The organism is Amycolatopsis sp. CA-211722 (assembly GCF_056828465.1).
This window is the reverse complement of record NZ_CP184752.1, coordinates 6,790,941-6,810,356: the sequence shown is the minus strand read 5'-3', so window position 1 is coordinate 6,810,356 and position 19,416 is coordinate 6,790,941. Positions and strand designations below refer to the sequence as shown.

At 68.2% G+C, this 19,416-nt stretch carries 10 protein-coding genes; 4 read left to right on the top strand and 6 right to left on the bottom strand.

What is annotated here, in order from left to right; translation table 11 throughout:
* Positions 1-10 precede the first annotated feature (10 nt).
* A complete protein-coding gene (locus ACOCEP_RS32085) occupies positions 11-1,000 on the bottom strand; it encodes a malate dehydrogenase (protein WP_005159718.1) in 990 nt (329 codons plus the stop codon).
* 415 nt (positions 1,001-1,415) lie between these two features.
* On the opposite strand from ACOCEP_RS32085, the gene ACOCEP_RS32080 reads away from it, so the two are divergent.
* Entirely contained in the window at positions 1,416-2,057 is a 642-nt protein-coding gene (locus ACOCEP_RS32080; protein ID WP_482332912.1) for a DUF4360 domain-containing protein, read from the top strand.
* 253 nt (positions 2,058-2,310) lie between these two features.
* Complete coding sequence (locus ACOCEP_RS32075; RefSeq protein ID WP_482332910.1) at positions 2,311-2,955, top strand: DUF4360 domain-containing protein; 645 nt, start codon at positions 2,311-2,313, stop codon at positions 2,953-2,955.
* A gap of 248 nt (positions 2,956-3,203) precedes the next feature.
* Here ACOCEP_RS32075 and ACOCEP_RS32070 read toward each other — a convergent pair whose 3' ends face one another.
* From ACOCEP_RS32070 to ACOCEP_RS32055, 4 genes are read right to left on the bottom strand one after another with little or no spacing between them, the layout of a single operon-like run.
* The gene (locus ACOCEP_RS32070; RefSeq protein WP_482332908.1) at positions 3,204-5,291 is read right to left on the bottom strand and encodes an FUSC family protein; all 2,088 of its coding nucleotides are present in this window, start codon (positions 5,289-5,291) and stop codon (positions 3,204-3,206) included.
* Positions 5,288-8,368: a GH92 family glycosyl hydrolase gene (locus tag ACOCEP_RS32065; RefSeq protein ID WP_482332906.1), complete on the bottom strand. Its 3,081-nt coding sequence runs from the start codon at positions 8,366-8,368 to the stop codon at positions 5,288-5,290. The genes ACOCEP_RS32070 and ACOCEP_RS32065 overlap by 4 nt, the downstream gene beginning before the upstream one ends.
* Before the next feature lie 55 nt (positions 8,369-8,423).
* Complete coding sequence (locus tag ACOCEP_RS32060) at positions 8,424-9,182, bottom strand: SDR family oxidoreductase (protein ID WP_482332904.1); 759 nt, start codon at positions 9,180-9,182, stop codon at positions 8,424-8,426.
* A gap of 31 nt (positions 9,183-9,213) precedes the next feature.
* A complete protein-coding gene (locus ACOCEP_RS32055) occupies positions 9,214-10,110 on the bottom strand; it encodes an RNA polymerase sigma-70 factor (RefSeq protein WP_482332902.1) in 897 nt (298 codons plus the stop codon).
* 153 nt (positions 10,111-10,263) lie between these two features.
* Here ACOCEP_RS32055 and ACOCEP_RS32050 point away from each other — a divergent pair, with 153 nt between their 5' ends.
* Positions 10,264-13,047, top strand: a complete 2,784-nt coding sequence (locus ACOCEP_RS32050; RefSeq protein WP_482332900.1) for a M36 family metallopeptidase — start codon at positions 10,264-10,266, stop codon at positions 13,045-13,047.
* A 411-nt stretch (positions 13,048-13,458) separates the two neighbouring features.
* The gene (locus ACOCEP_RS32045) at positions 13,459-14,850 is read left to right on the top strand and encodes an MFS transporter (RefSeq protein WP_482332898.1); all 1,392 of its coding nucleotides are present in this window, start codon (positions 13,459-13,461) and stop codon (positions 14,848-14,850) included.
* Positions 14,851-14,909: 59 nt separating this feature from the next.
* Here ACOCEP_RS32045 and ACOCEP_RS32040 read toward each other — a convergent pair whose 3' ends face one another.
* Positions 14,910-19,202 carry a GH92 family glycosyl hydrolase gene (locus ACOCEP_RS32040; RefSeq protein ID WP_482332897.1) on the bottom strand — a complete coding sequence of 1,431 codons (4,293 nt, stop codon included), beginning with the start codon at positions 19,200-19,202 and terminating at the stop codon, positions 14,910-14,912.
* Between the last annotated feature and the right edge of the window lie 214 nt (positions 19,203-19,416).

Below are 19,416 nucleotides of genomic sequence, written 5' to 3'. Positions count from 1 at the left end.
TGGTTCAGGCTCAGATGAGGCCGAGCTTCTTCACCGCGTCGCGCTCCTCGGCCAGCTCGTTGACCGAAGCGTCGATGCGGGCGCGCGAGAAGTCGTCGATCTCCAGGCCCTGGACGATCTTGTACTCGCCGTTCGCGGCGGTGACCGGGAACGAGGAGATCAGGCCCTCGGGGACCCCGTAGGAACCGTCGGACACGACCGCCGCCGAGGTCCAGTCACCCTCGGGGGTGCCGTTGACCCAGGTGTGGACGTGGTCGATCGCGGCGGAGGCGGCCGACGCCGCGGAGGACAGGCCGCGAGCCTCGATGATCGCCGCGCCGCGCTTGGCGACGGTGGGGATGAAGTCGTCGGCCAGCCACTGCTGGTCGGTGACGACCTCGGTCGCGGGCTTGCCGGACACCTCGGCGTGCGCGATCGAGGGGTACTGGGTCGCGGAGTGGTTGCCCCAGATCGCGACCTTCTTCAGCTCGGTCACCGGCACGCCCAGCTTCTTCGACAGCTGCGCGAGTGCGCGGTTGTGGTCGAGGCGGGTCATCGCGGTGAAGCGGTCGGCCGGGACGTCGGGCGCGTGCGCCTGCGCGATGAGGGCGTTGGTGTTGGCCGGGTTGCCGACCACGAGGACCTTGATGTCGCTCGCCGCGCCGGCGTTGATGGCCTCGCCCTGGGGCTTGAAGATGCCACCGTTGGCCTCGAGCAGGTCGCCGCGCTCCATGCCCTTCGCGCGGGGACGGGCGCCGACCAGCAGGGCCACGTTCGCGCCCTCGAAGGCCTGCTTCGGGTCGTCGAAGATGTCGATGCCCGACAGCAGCGGGAACGCGCCGTCTTCGAGTTCCATCGCGGTGCCCTCAGCCGCCTTGACCGCCTGCGGGATCTCCAGGAGCCGCAGCTTCACCGGGGTGTCCGGGCCGAGCAGCTGACCGGACGCGATGCGGAAGAGCAGCGCGTAGCCGATCTGGCCGGCCGCACCGGTGACGGTGACGTTGACAGGGGCTTGGGTCATTGCGGTTCTCCAGCTTGAGGCGACATCGACTTGTACCGAGATGTTAGTCCTGTCCGGAGTCGCCGTTCGGGTGCGTCCAGTCACTGTTCTCTTGATCGATGCGGTCCGCGGCGACTTCACACCGCCGGGTGACCCGGCTCACGCGCTCCGCCGCGCCGGGACGCCCTGTCTCGCCGGAATCGTCAACGGCGAATCCGCGAACGCGTTTTTCATATCGTGCGAAGTGAATGGTGTTTTTCCGGGGCGGCGGTGTTCTCATTGGATCCGGAAAACGGTTACAGACCATAATTCCATTTCATGAACCGATTGCCGGGGCGTTTGCGTCCGATCGGCGGGCGGCATCGTGAAGATCGTTTCGCTAACATGAGTCCGCCCAGTTCCCCGCCCCCGTGTGAAAGTTTTCGGGAAGGACCTCATGCTCAATGCAATGGTCGCCGCCGTATCCCTTTTCTCGTCGATAATAACGCCGAACAGCATGTCTCCGCCGCCGGGACCGCCGCCCGACCGCGTCGTCATCGATGTCGTCACCGTCAACGGCTCCGGCTGCCCGCCGGGTTCGTCCGCGGTCGCCGTCGCCAAGGACAACTCCGCGTTCACCGTGACCTACAGCGAATACACCGCCCAGGTCGGCGTCGGCGCGAAACCCACCGACTTCAGGAAGAACTGCCAGCTCAACCTCAACATCCACGTGCCGCAGGGATTCACCTACGGTATCGCCAGTGCCGACTACCGCGGTTTCGCCTCCCTCGAATCCGGCGCCAAGGCGCTGCAGCGGGCGAATTACTACTTCCAGGGGAATTCCCCGACCGCGCACGTCAGTCACCCCGTCAACGGGCCGATTTCGGACAACTGGCAATTCCGTGACGAGGCCGAAGGCGGCGTCATCATCTACAAGCCGTGCGGCGAGGACCGGAACCTCAACGTGAACACCGAGCTGAGGGTCGGCGCCGGTTCGTCGGATCCCAAGAAGACCACCAGTTTCATCACGATGGATTCGACCGACGGCGCGTTCAGGACCACCTACCACTTCTCGTGGAAGACCTGCCCGGCCTCCTGAAAGCCGCTCCCGGGTGACGGCCTGCTTCCCGATCCGGAAGAAGGCCGTCCCACCCGTGCTCGATCAGGGTCTTGGCTGCCCTGAACGAAGGCTTCACCGCTCGTCGCCGCCCGCCCGGCGGCGACGAGCGGTCTCGACGAGCTCATTTTCGGCGGTCACCCCTGTCCGGTGACCGAATCCGTTTTCGTCAGATCGTCTCGCAGACATCGAATCCGCCCGGTTCCCGCCGTGTGGAAGCTTTGGGAAGGATCCCATGCTCAACGCGCTGGTTGCTGCCGTAATGCTCGCCTCATCGGCCGTCACTCCGAATGCCTGGGTGCCGCCCCCGTTGCCGTCCGACAAAATAGTCATCGACGTCGTGACGGTCAACGGAACCGGATGCAGACCGGGTACGGCGGCCGTTTCCGTCTCGCCGGACAATACCGCTTTCACCGTCACCTACAGCGAATACACCGCCCAGGTCGGCGTCGGCGCGAAACCCACCGATCTGCGCAAGAACTGCCAGCTCAATTTGTACGTCCACGTGCCGCAGGGATTCACCTACGGCATCGCGGGAACCGACTACCGCGGCTTCGCGTCCTTGGCCGCGGGAGCGACCGGGCTGGAACGGGCCAACTACTACTTCCAGGGCAATTCCCCGACGTCCTATGTGACCCACAGCCTCAAAGGCCCGTTCGAGGACAACTGGCAGTTCACCGACAACATCGAAGTCGGCGCCATCGTCTACAAACCCTGCGGTGAGGACCGGAACTTCAACATCAACACGGAACTACGGGCCGCGGTGGGCACGTCCGATCCGAAGAAGACCACCAGCTTCGTCACGATGGATTCGACCGACGGTTCCATCAAGACCACGTACCACTTCTCCTGGAAGAACTGTCCCAAACCGAAGAACTGACGCCTGGCGGCTCACGGCCGTTCGCCGGGCCGGTACCAATTCCATGAAGGCCTCCTTGCCTACCCTCAAGGTAGGGAAGGAGGCCTTCACGGCGCGATCGCCATCCTCGGCCCGAGCAGTCACAGCGGCTGCGCGTGAAAGGCCCCTTCACGCGGCACCTCCCCCAGGTACGTGAAGGACCCCTTCATTGCGCCAGGCGCAATGAAGGGGTCCTTCACGTACCTGGGCGGGCAAGGAACCCGGGGCTCTCACGGCTTCCCGGACGGTTCCGGATCCGTGGCCTCGACCCCGAACGCGCGGCCCAGCGCGATCACCGTCTCGTCGAGGTGCCCGAGGCTGGTGAGCACCGAACGCGCCCGCGGATCGTCGATCCGGTCCGCCACCGGCGTGCCGTCGTCCCGGATCAGCGTTCCGTGCCCCGAACCGCCGGGATCCCCGATCGCCTTCCTCAGCACCGCGGTGTTCTCCCGGATCCGCCCGGTGTACAGCAGCAGCCGGTCCGCCTCGTTGAGCAGCAGGCCCGCCTGCGACCGCGCGGCGACGTGGCGGGCGCGGAAGGCGATCGTCTCCACCGTGGTGAGCACGTGCCAGCCGTAGTCACGACGGCTGCTGAGATTCACCGGATGGGTGAGCGGCTCGATCGTCGTGCGGACCTTGCCCACCGCCCGGTCCAGAGCACGCGACTTCTCGATGACACTCACGTTCTCCGCGCCGGACAGCAGGCCCGCGGCCTTCTCGACGAACTCGTCCAGCTCCTCCAGCAGTGCCGAGACGTCGTCCAGCATCACCGCCCGCGTGCGCACCGGCACGATCACCACCGCCGCGAGCACCCCGGCCGCGGCACCCACGGCGGTCTCCGCGACCCGGATCCAGAGCACCTCGAGGCTGAACGTCCCCAGCAGGCTGTACAGCAGCCCGAGCATGCTGGTGATGAAGAACGCCATGATCACCTGCGACACCCGCGCCATGTAGACCATGCCGAACACGCACACCAGGATCAGCGCCAGCGTCGCCGGCACACTGCCCGACACCAGCAGCGTCAGCACCAGCCCGCCCACGATGCCGATCAGCGTGCCGCCGAGCCGCCGGACACCCTTGACGAACGTCGCCCCGGCGGTCGACGAGCCGATGAACACCACGAACACGGTCAGCACCGCCCAGTACCACCGCTGGCTCGACACCAGTTCCCCGCCGAGCACGGCCAGCCCGCCGCCCACCACGGCCTGGATGGCGCTGCGTGTCTGGTTGTCGTAGGCGAACGCCGACGACTTCTCCTCTTCGGGGTCATCGGGGTCGTCGACGGCGTCGGAGACGTCGTGCTCGGCGACCCGCTGCGCGCGTACGTCGGCCAGCGCGAGTTCGGCGAGCGCGCGGCGGACGCCGTCGCCAGGGGCGGCGTGCTCGTCGATCCGGCTGCCTTCCACCAGCATCTTGCTGAACTCTTCGGTTTCGCTGATCAGCGGCAGCTCCCGCGGGTCGCGCTCAATCAGTGACCGGAAGCGCCGCATCCGCGCGATCAGATCGTCGCGGACGTCCTCGTCGAGGTCTTCGGCGCAGGTGCGCTGCACCGTGATCGTCAGCCACTGCACCGCCAGCTCGACCTCGATCGCCCGGCGGCGGAGCCGGTTCACCGAGTCCGCGCCAGTCACCTCGGGCGCGGTGTCCTCGATGAGCAGGACGGACTCGTGCATGCGGGCGTTGGTCGTACGGAGCCGTTTGCGGGTGCGCTCGCTGCCGCCGACCGCCAGGTGGTCCTCGGCCGCGCGCACCACGGCGGCGAGCCGGGCCCGGAACGCCCGCCGGATCCGCAGGAACTCCGCGTCGGTATGCCGGCGCAGCAGCACGAACCGGACCACCGCGTTGGCCGCGATCCCGATGGTCAGCGCCAGCAGCAGCACCGGCACCTGCTCGAGATGCGTCTGCAGGAACATCGCGAAGAAGAACAAGAAGAACGACAGCGAGCCCAGCGCGATCCCTCGCGAGCCGAACCGCTGGGCGTAGACCGCGACGAAGATCAGCAGGACGAACACGACGCTGTCCAGAGGCGGCACCGCCGAGCCCACACTCGCCGCGGTGAGCGACGCCGCACCGAGTACCAGCCCCAGTACCAGCGTCACCGCCTGCTGCCCAGGGGTCTCGTCGTTGACGGTGAAGGCGGACGTCATCGCCGCGATCGCGGCGACCAGGATCACCGTGAGCGGCTGGTGGAACGGCAGGATCGCCAGCACCGCGACGACGATGCTGAGCACGGCCGAGAAACCGAGCCGGAGCCGGACCAGGCCCGGATCGGAGGCGACCAGACGGTCGGCCGTGGCCTGGGTGATGCGCGAGATCATCGGGCGAGCAGCTCTCCTTGGGCGAGGGTGACCCGCCGGGCGGTGGACGAGGTGACGCGAAGACGGTATCGGGCGTGCCGCGCCGCCTCGGCGAGGGCGAACGGACGCGTCTGACGGCGCCACCGGAACCTCTCGCCCTCACGCTGGTCCAGCAGCGTCCACCGCTCGCCGTCGTCGGATCCCTCCAGCACCCACGAACGCGGATCGCCGCCGCGGCTTCCCGAGGTCAGCGTGTACATCACGACCTCCCGAGACCCGTCCTCGACAGGGAACTCGATGACGGGTTCGCGTCCGGGGAAGGTGACCTCGGTCTTGGTGGTGTCGTCGAAGAGGGGGCCGTCGGGCACGGTGATGTCCGTGAGCGGTCGCGGGGCGGCGGGCTCGACGGGGGAGCGGCCCCAGTCCGACGGCCGCTCGCCCATCGTGAACTTCAGCACGCCGCCCTCGGCGAGGACGGAATGCGCGAGCGTGCCACTGTCGTGCGGACGTCCGTCGATCGTCAGCCCTTGGACGTACACGGTGTCGCCGGTGTTGCCGGGTGCTTCGACGACCAGCTTCTTGCCGTTCTCCAGATGGACGGTCGCCTTCGTGAACAACGGCGCGCCGATCACGTACTCGGGGCTGCCCATCGCCAGCGGATAGAACCCGAGCGCGGCGAAGACGTACCAAGCGGACATCTCGCCGTTGTCCTCATCGCCCGGATAGCCCTGACCGAGATCGCTTCCGACGTAGAGCCTCCGCAGGACCTCCCGCACGATCCGCTGCGTCTTCGCGGGCGCTCCCGCGTAGTGGTAGATCCAGGGGATGTGGTGGGACGGCTGGTTGGAATGTCCGTACTGGCCCATCCGGACGTCGCGGGCCTCGGTCATCTCGTGGATCAGACCGCCGTAGGAGCCGGGTTTGCGGCCGGTCTCCGGGGTCGCGAAGAAAGTGTCCAGTTTGGACTCCAGCGCTTCGGTGCCGCCGTGCAGCGCGGCGAGCCCGGCGCCGTCGTGGGGCACCGAGAACGCCGTGTTCCAGGAGTTCGTCTCGGTGAAGTCGCCACCCCACGCCTCGGGGTCGTAGCCCTCGGCGGCGAAATGGCGGCTGCCGTCACGGTTGCGGCCCTGAAAGAACCCGATCAGGGGATCGAAGTGGTTCGCGTACTGCTGTGCACGCTGCCGGAAGTACGCGGCGTCGTCGTGGTGTCCGAGCGCTTCGGCGAAATTGGCCAGGCCGAAGTCGTTGACGCAGCCCTCGAGCGCCCACGACAGCCCTTCGTGGACCGATGTCGGCGTGAAACCGAGAAAGATCGACTCGTGCAGGCCCTTGCGGCCGACGCTCGGCCCGCGCGGCGTCACCGTCGCGTTCTTCAGCGCCGCTTCGTAGGCGTCCTCGACGTCGAATCCGCGCACGCCTTTGAGATAGGCGTCGGCGAACGCCACGTCGGAACTCGTGCCGGTCATGAGGTTGGCGTAGCCGGGGGAGGACCAGCGCGAGATCCAGCCGCCTTCGCGGTATTGCCGGACGAACCCGTCGATCATCTTCCCGCACCGGCCGGGCGTGAACAGGGCGTAGGCGGGCCACGTCGTGCGGTAGGTGTCCCAGAAGCCGTTGTTGACGTACATTTCGCCGTCGACGACCTTCGCGCCGGTCCTGGTGCGCGTGCTGGGCCACAGGCGACGGATGACGGGGCTCGCGTGACGGACACCCTTGGGGGTGACTTCGTGCGCGGAGTTCGGGTACAGGAACAGCCGGTAGAGGTTCGAGTAGAACGTGGTGCGCTGGTCCTCGGTCGCGCCCTCGATCTCGACCCGGTCCAGCAGCTCGGCCCACTGCGCGCGGGCCTGGTCACGAACCTGCTCGAAGGTCGTGCCGGCCGGGATCTCCTGGTCGAGGTTCCGCTTCGCCTGCGCGAGGCTGATCAGCGAGGTCGCGATCCGCATCGTCACCTCGCCCGTGGAGAACTCCAGGAAACCGGTCACAGTGCGCCACACCGGGCGCCGGATCCTCCCACCGCGTTCGGCCGGGACGTCGAATTCGGCGTGGACGAACATTCGCCGCGCCCCGGCCGACAACCGGCTGCGCACCCAGGTGTGCCCGGTGACCACGCCGTTCGCGGCGTCCAGGCGCAAGCCGCCTCGGTTGCGGGCATTGTCGAACAGCAGCCAGCCCCGATCACCCGGGAAGGTGAAGCGGAACAGTGCCGCGTGATCCGCCGGGGCGATGTCGGTGGTGATGCCGTTGGCGAACCGGACACCGTAGTGATGCGGCCGGTCGACCTCGTCCTCGTGGGAGAACGCGAGCGCGCGCTTGGTCCGGTCGGCCTCGACCGGGCCGACCCCCGGCATCACCTGGAAGGTGTGCCGGTCGCCCATCCACGGACTCGGCTGATGCGACAGCGCGAACGCCTGCAACGCCGGGTGGTTCGCGGCGTCGTTGTGCCGGTGGTAGCTGTAGATCCAGTTCGTGGCGCCCGCGTCGGTGACCGGGGTCCAGAAGTTGAAGCCGTGCGGCACCGCGGTCGCGGGGAAGTTGTTGCCGCGCGAGAACTTGTCGCTGGAATGCGTGCCGCGGGTGGTGCGGACATGGTCGACCGGCTCGCGGATCTCGATCGCGCGTTCGGCGATCCGGACGTCGTCCACCCAGCCCGCGCTCTCGCCACCCGGTGGTTCGCTGACCAGGACGATCCGGGTGATCCGCTGCCCGGCGAACTCACCCAGCCCGCGGCGCACGAGATTCCACTGGTCCACGTACAGCGTCTTGTCCAGGCCCTGCTCCGTGGCGCTGAACCCGGCCGGCGACCCGTCGGCGAACTCGACGTCCAGCGCCACGAAGGTGCTGCGATAGCCGGGCACGTCGGACTCGGACTCGGGGAAGACCACATAGGACAGTTCGGTCCGGCCGGTGACCTCGACGTCCACTTCGAACACGGTCGCGCGCAGTGCGTTCTCGTACCGGAGGGCGTGCGCGCCGGTGAACCCGACACCGGTCTTCGCGGTCGGCGACGACGCCGGGCCGGCGCCGACGCGCAGCGCCGGATCCACCGGCTGCGGATCACCCGTTTCGAAGGAGGAGAAGAACCCGGTGATCGTCACCAGGTCACCGTAACTCGGACGCGTGAGCGCGGCTCGGTGTGCCGCATCCAGAGGACTAAACGCGTGAGGAGAGGAACTCCTCGAAGGTGCCAGAACCGGTCGCGTTCTCCGGTGTCAGGTTCGCGCCCGCCCGGAACGCCCGGGCCGCCTGGCCCGGCAGCCACAGCGACACGACCGGCTTCCGGCGCCCGACCGACCGCTGATACGCCTCCGCCAGGTCACGGGCGCTCCGCACCTCGGGGCCGCCCATATCCGGCACCCGGCCCGCCGGCGCTCCCGACGCCAGCGCGACCAGCCGGTCCGCGACGTCGCCGGTGCTGACCGGCTGGAACCGGAACCCCGACGGCATGATCGTCACCGGCAGCCGCCGCTGCGCCGACGACGCCCGCGCGACGAGCTCATGGAACTGCGTCGCGCGCAGCACCGTCCACGGCAGACCGGACTCCTCGATCACCTTCTCCGAGGCCAGCTTCTCGTTGTAATAGAAGAACCGGATCACGTCGATACCGACGATCGAGATGTACACCACGTGCGGACCGCCCGCCCGCTTCGCCGCCTCGACCAGGTTCCGCGTCACCTGCTCGTCCCCGCGGCCCAGCGTGGACGCGCAATGGATGATCGCCGGCACACCGTCGACCGCCTCGGCGAGGCCGTCACCGGTCTTCAGATCGCATCGTGCCCACTCGTTCGGCTCATCGGCGGGGCGCGGCCGTCGGCTCATGATCCGGACCGGCCGATCTTCGGCCACCAGCCGCCGCACCACCTCGCGGCCGAGGTCGCCGGTACCGCCGGTCACCAGAATCGGGTTCGTCACCTGGGTCCTCCGTTCACGAGAGCTTTCACCCTCAAGAACCGAGGGGCCACCCGGAACGTGACAACTGTCCCGACAGGAACGCGAGCTTGTCCGGATTCCCGACGGCGCGCAGCCCGCGGATCCGGCCGTCCACCACCTCGAATCCGAGGATGCCGAACAGGACGTCACCGGCCGTCGCGACCACCGCCGGGCCGCCGTTGAGCTCCAAAATCTCGATCGACACCTGGCCTGCACCGGCGAACATCCCGGCGTACAGCCGCGCGACCTTGGCCGCGCCGTGCACCGGGCGCCGGGCCGCCGTCACCTTGCCGCCACCGTCCGACCACGCCGTCACATCGGCGGTGAGCAGACTCTCCAAAGCGGGCAAATCGCCGTCCCGCGCCGCGGACAAAAAGCTCTCGACCAGTTTCTCGAGCTGTCGCGGGTTCGAAACCCGTCGCTCGTCCGAGCGGTCCAGCGCCTTTCGTGCACGGCTGTGCAGCTGGCGCGAATTGACCTCGGAGACGTCGAGGATCGCGCCTATCTCGCGATGGCTGTAGGCGAAGGCCTCCTTCAACACGAACACCGCCCGCTCGACCGGGCTGAGCTGCTCCAGCAACACCAGCATCGCCAGCGACACCGAATCCCGCTGCTCCGCCGTCTCGAGCGGACCGAGCACATCGGTCGAGGTCAGCACCGGCTCGGGCAGCCACGGCCCGACGTACCGCTCGCGCTGCGCCCTGGCCGAGGTCAGCCGGTTCAGGCAGAGATTGGTGACCACCTTCGCCAGCCACGCCCTCGGCGACGTGATCGACTCGCGTTCGGCGCCCGCCCATTTCGGGTAGGCGTCCTGAACGACGTCTTCCGCCTCCGCGGCCGAACCGAGCAGGCGATACGCGAGCCCGAACATGGCGGGCCTCAGCCGCTCGAATTCCGTGGCGCCGTCCATCGTCCCCTACGAATCCCTCTCGAATCCACTGTGGACACCATCCTGCCAGGGGTACCGCTCACCGGGATCGCCGTACCTGATCGGCGCTGATGCCACCGTGACTGTATCGGTACGAATGGAACGTCTGCGTCACCACCGAGAGAGGGGTCTGGAGTGACGTCACGTTCGTCGCGTTCGCGTGCCTCGCTGTGCGCCGCGACCGCCATCACAGTATTGGCGCTGGTCACAGCGCCCGAAGCCGGCGCGGCACCGGCGCCGGGCGCCGTGCACACCACGCCGGACAGATCCGGGAAAGATGTCGATGTCCGCGACGCGGCGAGAACCAGCCCGCGCGTCCTCGCCGCGCGCGACCGGCTCACGGCGTCCCGGGCGACGTCCGTCACCAACGCACGGGCGGAGCTGGGTCACCAGGCCCTGCTCGACTTCGACGAGCTGACCGGCACGCCCCGCGTCCTGGCCCGCACCGACGGCTTCCTCACCGGGCCGAGCGGCGCGTCACCCCGCGAGATCGTGCTGAACTACCTGCGGGAGAAGGAAGGGCTCGTCGGCCTCAGCGCGGCCGACACCGCGAAACTGAACCTGCGCAAGGACTACGTCGACGTCGAAGGCACGCACCACCTCTCCTTCACCCAGACCGTCGGCGGGGTTCCCGTGTTCGGCAACGGGCTGAAGGCACACGTCACCAAGGACGGCAGGCTGATCCAGCTGGACGGCGCGCCCGTGCGCGACCTCCCCGCCTCACTCGGCGCGGCGACGCTGGCCGCGCCCGGCCCCGACTCGAAGCAGGTCGCGTTCCTGACCGGCGACGGTATCCGTCCCGCCTGGTACACGCTGACCAAACCCGCCGTGGACAAGATGTTCCAGGAGGTGACCGACGCCGGCACCGGCAAGCTGCTCTACCGCAAGAACCTGGTCAACCACGCCAACGACGCCGATGGTGCCAAGGGCCTCGCTTGGGAGGCGCAACCCGGGCCGCAGAAGCAGATCGACCTCAGCCGGAAGGGCTGGCTGCCCGCCGACGCCAAGACCTTGGACGGCAACGTCGCGCACGTCGCGGCCGACGTCAACGGCGACCTGCAGTTCCAGCCACAGGAAGAGATCGGCCGGAACACCGACGGCACCTTCCGGTACAAGTTCACCGACTTCAACGCCGTCGTCGGCCCGCCGTGCTCGGCGGCGAGGCCGTGCTCCTGGGACCCGAAGACCCCGGGTTCGTGGGCGAAGAACCGGGAACAGAACGCCGTGCAGGCACTGGCCTACGTCGGGAGCTTCCACGACCACCTCGCCTCCTTCCCGATCGGCTTCACCCGGCAGGCAGGCAACTTCGAAAAGGTCGACGGCGACGCCGTCCAGGTCCACACCCTGCTCGGCGCACAGGAACCGGGCTACTACGACAACGCGTTCATGGGCACCCCGCCGGACGGCCAGGCGCCGACGATGGGGATGTTCCTGTTCCACGACCCCAGAAACCCCGACGACCCGTTCCTCGCCGCGAACTCCGCCGACGACGCGACGATCATCCACCACGAGTACACCCACGGCCTGTCCAACCGGCTCGTCGTCGACGCGCAGGGCAACTCCACCCTGAACTCCCTGCAGTCCGCCGCCATGGGCGAGGCATGGAGCGACTGGTACGCCTTCGACTACCTCGTCGGGCGCAACGCGATCAAGGACACCTCGGCGCCCGGTGAACTCCTCGGCGGCGACTACGTCAGCAACGGCGTCCCCCTCGCACGAACCCAGCCGCTGGACTGCCCGGTCGGTGCCGGCGCGCCGCGGTGCCCCGGCACACCAGGGGCCGGCCCCGGTGGTTACACCTACGGCGACCTCGGCCGGATCATCGGTTTCCCGGAGGTCCACGCCGACGGCGAGATCTGGGCGAGCACGCTGTGGGACATCCGCTCGGCGCTCGGGGTGCAGCTGACGCGGGCGCTGGTCACCCGCGCGATGGAGCTTTCGCCCCCGTCGCCGTCGTTCCTGGACATGCGGAACTCGATCCTGCAGGCCGACACGGTGATCAACGGCGGCCGTGCGCACGCCAAACTGTGGAAGGCCTTCGCGGCACGCGGCATGGGCTACTTCGCCGGATCGGTCACCGGCGCGGACACCGCACCGGCCGAGGACTTCTCCACCCCGCCTCCCGCGGGCACCCCGACCGGAACCGTGACCGGCAAGGTCACCGACAGCGAAGGCGGGACGCCGATCGCCGGTGTCGCCGTCCGGTTCAGCGGGCACGACTCCGGGTTCGCCGGATCGTTGGCCGCGGTCACCGACGCGGCCGGCGCCTACACCATCCCCGGCGTGCTGCCCGGCACCTATCCGAAGGTCTACGCGCACGGAGGTGGCGCGGACGGCGAGACCCGCGCGGTCTCGGTGCGGTCGGGGACCACCAAGGTCGACTGGTCGCTGCGGTTCAACTGGGCCTCCAGCGGTGCCGGTGCGGGCGTCACCGCGTTCAACGGCGAGGACTTCACCCCGTACGGCTGCGGCCCCGGCGATCTCACGACGTCGTCGGTGCTCGGCGGGGGCGGCTGGTCGACCGACAAGGTCGTCCGCCCCGACGGCACGGTCGAGACGCGGTTCGTCACGATCAAGCTGGGCAAACCGGTCAACGTCAGCGCCATCGAGATCGACCCGGCCAACGTCTGCGGCGACGACCCGCCCGCCGCGGCCAAGGACGTCACCGTCGAAACCTCGGTCGACGGCACGACCTGGGTGAAGGCGGGCACCGGCGACTTCAAACCCGCCGATCTGAACAAGCTCACCGCGCTCCAGCTCGCGCCGGGCAGCGCGACCGGGGTGCGGTTCGTGCGGCTGACCGTTTCGTCCAACCAGCTGTCGTTCTACCCGGACAGGACCTGTTCGCCGCAGCCCACGACGGCCGGATGCCTGTACATGGACGTGCAGAAACTCGCGGTGCGAGGCACTTCCGCCTGAATGGCCTGTCTGTGAAGGCCTCCTTGAGGGACCCAGAGTCCCTCAAGGAGGCCTTCACGGACTTCCGACCAGTAGGTCCATAGGACACGGTTGGCTCTAACCGTCCTCATCACTCACGAGCCGCGCCCCACCACGCCACTGTCACGCTTGCCCCGGCAGTACATGAAGGACCCCTTCATTGCGCCAGGCGCAATGAAGGGGTCCTTCACGTACTGGGGATAGGTGCGAAGGGCGAGTTTCCTCGGCTCAGCCGAGGGAAGGGGGCCTTCACGCGCAGCCGCCCTAACCGTCCGTAACACTCACGGGCGCAGTAAGCTGGACGCATCGGGGTAGAAACGTGCTCCTCGCCGAGCACGCGCATACGCGGTGTCGAACGAACCGTCACTCCTTCATCACGAAGGAGTAGACCCTTTGCGTACCCCCGCTCTCATCGAGAAATGGCCCGCGCTGGCCGGGCTCTCGGCCGTCTTCCCGGTCGAGATGCTCGACAACTCGATCCTCAACGTCGCGTTGCCGACCATCGGCCGTGACCTCTCCGCCTCCGCGACCACGCTGCAATGGATCACCGGCGCGTACTCCGTCGTGTTCGGCGGCTTGATGCTCGCGTTCGGCGCGCTGGCCGACCGGGTCGGCAGGCGCAAGATCATGCTCACCGGGCTCGTCCTGCTCGGTGTGGCGAGCCTGGCCACGCTGTTCGTCGCCGCCGCGTGGCAGCTCATCGCGGTCCGGGCGCTCATGGGTGTCGCGGCCGCGATGACGACGCCGGGTTCGCTCGGCCTGGCGTTCCGGCTGTTCGACGAAGACGAGCTGCGCGTCCGCGCGACCACCCTGATCTCGACGGTCGGCCTGATCGGTCTCGCCGTCGGCCCCACCGCCGGTGGGCTCGCGCTCACCGTCGCGCCGTGGCAGGCGTTGCTGCTGGTGAACGTGCCGGTCGCCGCGCTCGCCTTCCTCGGCATCCGGACCGGTATCCCCGCCGACGATCCCGCCGGCTTGCATCGCGATCCGATCGACGTCGCCGGCGCCGCGCTGGGAACCGCGACGATCGTCCTCGCGCTGCTCGTCCCCACACTCTTCGTCGAAGAGGGCACCGATTCGGCTCTGACCTGGGGCGCCACCACGGCCGCCCTGGTCGCCGGAATCTGCTTCGTCCTCCGCGAGAAGACCGCCCGGCACCCCTTGCTCGACCTGGAACTCATCGCCCGCCCGCTCGTGTCCAGTGGCCTGGCGCTGAAGGCCGCGGCCGGATTGGCGACCGCTGGGCTGAGCTATCTCGTGACGCTGCACCTCCAGTTCGGCCTCGGCTGGACACCCGCGCAAGCCGCGCTGGGGATGCTGCCGCAGGTCGTCGTCCTCATTGCCGGCGGAGCTCTCATCGGCCCGCTGATCAGGCGCGTCGGCCTCACCAGGGCCGCCTGGCTCAGCGCCGCCGCGGTGGTGTGCGGGCTCGCGGTCTACACCGTGTTCGGCGGGCTCGGCTACGTCTGGATCGCCGTCGCGCTCGCCCTCGTGGCGGCGGGAATGCGTGTGGTCGGCGTCGTAGCCGGTACCAACGTCATGCGCGGTCTGCCCGCGAACCGGACCACCATCGGAGCCGCGCTCGTCGACACCGCCAGCGAGGTCACGACCGGGATCGGCATCGCGTTGAGCGGCACCATCCTCGCGCTGGCCTTCCCCGGCGCGCTGACCGCGGCCCTGCACTCGGCCGACTTCCTGACAGCGACCACCTACGCGGGCCTCGCCCTCACCGTCCTGTCAGCGGCGCTGGTCGGGTTCGGCATCCTGCGTTCCCGAAACGCGTGAAGGCCCCCTTCCCTCGGCTCAGCCGAGGGAAGGGGGCCTTCACGCGCATACCGGGAGGACTACAGCTTCGCGCACTGTCCGGCGGCCGGGCCGCGGACGGTGTTCTGCAGGTCGTAGTCCGCCGGAGCGGGGGAGTTGGCCGCGCACGCCAGGGGGCCGCCGATCGTGCTGGCAGTCAGCACCGGCCCCTTGTTGCCCGTCAACGCCACCGGCCCGCCGATCTCGGTCAGCTCGATCGAGACCGTCCCGGTCGTCCCGGTGATCGCCACCGGGCCGCCCACCTTCGTCCGGTCCAGCACGACCTGTGCCGCGCCGGTCGCCGTCAGCGGCCCGGAGATCGAGCCGCCGCGAACGATCAGGCTCGCACCCGCCGACACCGACACCGGACCGGAGATCGTCGCACCGTCCACACAGGTCACCCCGCTCCGCACGGTCAGCGGACCCTTGCGCTCGCCGGTGATCGTCTGTGCGCACGCCGCGTCGGGCTTGCCCAGCACCTCGAACTCCGACAGCGACGCCTCGCCGCCCGTGGTCGCGGTGACCTCCAGCCGGTAGTAGGCGTAGTGCGCCGGATTCGCGATCTTGAACGCCCTGGTCTGCTGACGCCACTGGAACGTCTGGTCGGTCCGCTGATCCGCGACCGCCCAAGTCTTCCCGTCGTAGGAGCCCTTCAGCACCCAGCTCTTCGCGTCACCCGCACCCTTGCCCGAAGTCAGCGTGTAGAACGAACCCGCCTCGTTCGTCGAGGGCACCTGGTACTGGATCGGCGCCTTGACCTTCGCCTCGGTCCGCGACGTGTTGTCGAAGAACGCGGCGTCCCCGCCGGAGACCGGCTTGGTCAGGTCGTGCACCGGGGTCGGCGCGGCGTCGCCCTTGGTGATCGACTTCGGCGCGTCGTCCGGGCCGGTGCCCCACGACGACGGGTTCGGCCCCATGTCGAAGTCGAGCGTCCCACCGTTCGCGATCGCCGCATGTGCCAGCGACGTCGACGTCTGCGCCTTGCCGTTCACCTTCAGGCCCTGCACGTAGACGTTCTTCGCGCTGTTCTTCGGCGCGTTGACCACGATCTTCTTGCCGCCGGGCAGGTTCACGGTCGCCTTGGTGAACAGCGGCGAGCCGATCGCGTAGTCCGAGCTGCCGACCTGCAGCGGGTAGAAGCCCAGCATGCCGAACAGCCACCAGGCCGACTGCTCGCCGTTGTCCTCGTCACCGCCATAGCCCTGGCCGAGCTCGCTGCCGACGTACAACCTGGCCAGCGCCTCACGGACCTTCGCCTGCGTCTTCGACGGCTGGCCCGCGTAGTCGTACATGTAGAGCGTGTGGTGCGCGGCCTGGTTCGAATGCGCGTACATGCCCATCCGCACGTCCCGGGCCTCGGTCATCTCGTGGATGACGCCGGGGTAGGTGCCGAATTTGAGCCCCTGCTCGGGTTTGGCGAAGAATTCGTCCAATTTGGACGCCAGCCCCGCCTTGCCGCCGAAGAGGTTCGCCAGACCCTGTCCGTCCTGGGGAACCGAGAACCGCATGCCGTACGCGTTGGTCTCGGTGTAGTCGATACCCCAGACCTCCGGATCGAACTCCTCCTTGCTCCGGGTGAACTTGCCCGCCGCGTCCCGGCCCTGGAAGAAGCCGACACTCGGGTCGAACACGTTCACGTACTGCGTGGCCCGCTCGGTGAAGTACCCGTAGTTGTCCAGGTACTCCTGCTTGCGCGGATCGTTCGCCGGAGCCTCGTCGTAAAGCTTCTTCGACATGTTCGCGATGGCGTTGTCGTTGACGTAGCCCTCGATCGCCCAGGAGAACCCGTGGTCCGCGGTGTTCGGCGCGTACCCGAGGAACGTGCCCTCGTCGATGCCCTTACGGCCCACCGCGCCGTTCGGCGGGGTCACCGTGGCGTTCTTGATCGCCGAGTCGTAGGCCGACTGGACGTCGAAACCCTTGACTCCCTTGAGATAGGCGTCCGCGAACGCGGCGTCCGAACTGGTTCCGGTCATCAGGTCCGCGTAGCCGGGGGAGGACCAGCGCGAGATCCAGCCGCCGTCACGGTACTGCTGCACGAAACCGTCGACGAGCCTACCCGCGGTGTCCGGGCTGAGCAGCGAATACGCCGACCACACCGTGCGATAGGTGTCCCAGAACCCGTTGTTGACGTAGAACTCGCCGTCGACGAGTTTCGCCCCGGTCTGGGTCGGCGTGTCCTGACCGGCCTTGGGCGACACCGGGCTCGCGTACTTCTTCACCGGCTTCTCTACGGTGCCGACGTTCTCGAAGCCCGAGTTCGGGTACAGGAACAGGCGGTAGAGGTTGGAGTACAGCGTGATCAGCTGGTCCTTCGAGGCCCCTTCGACCTCGATGACCTTGAGCTTCTCGTCCCAAGCGTTCTGCGCGGCGTCGGAGACGGATTCGAGAGTCGCGTTCGGGGCGAGCTCCTGCTCCATGTTCTTCTTCGCCTGGTCCACGCTGATCAGCGAGGTCGCGATCCGCATGTTCACCGTCTTGTCGGCGCCCGCGTCGAACTTCAGGTACCCGAGGACGTTGTCCCGCTTCTGGTCACCCGAACCGGTCGAGAGCTTCGAACCCGCCGTCACCGGCTTGTCGAAGGTGGCGTAGACGAACATCCGGGTCGCACCGGCCGACAGCCCGCTCTTCACGTCGCTGTACCCGGTGATCGACCGGCCCGCCGGGTCGAGGGTGAGCCCGCCGTTGTTGTTGACGTTGTCGAAGATCAGGTTCGAGTCCGCCCCGGGGAACTTGAAGCGGTACAGCGCCGCGTGATCGGTCGGCGCGACCTCGGCCTTGATCCCGTTCTCGAAGTCGACGCCGTAGTAGTGCGCCCGCGCCGTCTCGTTCGAGTGCTTGAACGGCAGCTTCCGCGCCTCACGGTCCGGATTCGGCACACCGGACGCGGTCGAGGGCAGGAACTGGAAGGTCTGCCGGTCCGCCATCCACGGGCTCGGCGCGTGGCTCGCGGAGAACGCCTGCAGCGCCGGAAGGTTCTGCTCGTTGTTGCGCGAGTGATACGAGTACATCCAGCTCAACGTGCCCGCGTCGGTCGTCGGGATCCAGAAGTTGAACCCGTGCGGGACCGCAGTGGCGGGCATGTTGTTGCCGCGCGAGAACGACCCGTTCGACAGCGAGCCGCGCGTGGTCAGCACGTTGTCGGACGGACGAAGGCTCGACGGCGGCGTCGGCGTCGCCGAGACCTTGATGTCGTCCAGCCAGCCCTGCAGCGAACCGGGCCCGTCGGCGTTGTCGTAGCCGACCAGGATCCGGTCGACCGTCTTGCCCTTCGCGACCACGCCGATCTGCGAGCGCACCAGGTTCCACTGGTTGGTGTAGAGCACCTTGCTCGCGCCCTGGCCCTGCGGGGAAAGCCCGAAACCGTACTGGTCGACCGCGCCGAGCTGACTCAGATAGGTGCCGTCGGTGAACGCCAGGTCCACCGCGACGTTCGTGCTCGGGTACTTCAGATCGCCGCGGATGAACTCCGGCTGCACCTTGTACGACAGCTCCGAGGTCGCCGCCACCGGGATGTCGACGTCGAAGATCTTGTTGTACGACCAGCCGTGCCCCTGCGCCTTGTGGCTGCCCGAGTAGCGGAACGCGCGCAGGCCGGTGAAGCCGACCCGGTTCTTGCTGGTGTAGCCGCTGCCCGGGCCGCTGTCGGTGAAACTGCGCATGTTCGGCAGCGCAGGCGGGGCCGGGTCCTCGTTCGCCAGCAGCAGCTCCGAGAGCTGCAGGATCGGGCCGCCGTTGTTCTTGGTGATCTCGAGCCGGAAGAACTTGTACGCGGCACTCGCGGCGGCGAGGCGGTACTCCTTCTTCTGGAACGGCTCGCTGAACTTCTGCCCGGTCTGCCTGTCCAGATCGGTCCAGGACTTCCCGTCGGCGGACCCCTGGAGCGTCCAGTCCTGCGGATTCCGGTTGTCGAAGTCGTTCGCCGAGGACAACGCGTACCGGGTGATCGACGTCGGCTCGGACAGCGTGACCTGCGCCCAGCCGGTCGGCGTCCAGGCCAGCCACTTGGTGTCGGTCGAACCGTCGACCAGGTTCGCCACGCCCTCGTTCGGGGTGTTCTCGCTGTTGGCGGAGACCTCGGTGACCTTGCCGCGGATGTCACCGGGGATGGTGGTGGCGTTCGCGCCGTCGACACCGAAGGCCTTCGGCTTGCCGGACGGGTCGACGTCGACGGTGTCGCTCCACGTCGGCTGCGGTTCGCCTTGCTCGAAGGAGGAGTAGAAGTCCGGTGGGAGCTCTTCGGCCGCGGCGGTGGCGGGGAGCGCCACCAGCCCGGACGCCACCACCGTGGCACTCAGGAGGCCACAGACCCAAGGTCTGACGCTTCGGGGCATCGTTGCACCAATGCTTTCTCGCGGGGGCATGCTGGGCGCCGCGCGGGCAGGGGGACCGGCGGCGCCAAGAGAGAAAAGCTCGCGTGTGACATCGATGTCAAGACACTCGGACAAACCTGGCCCGAACTGGACAACCCGGATGCCCGCAAACCCGGTGGACAACCGACGGGGCCAGGGCCAGGGTGAAGACACGACTGAAGCCGATCCGGGAAAC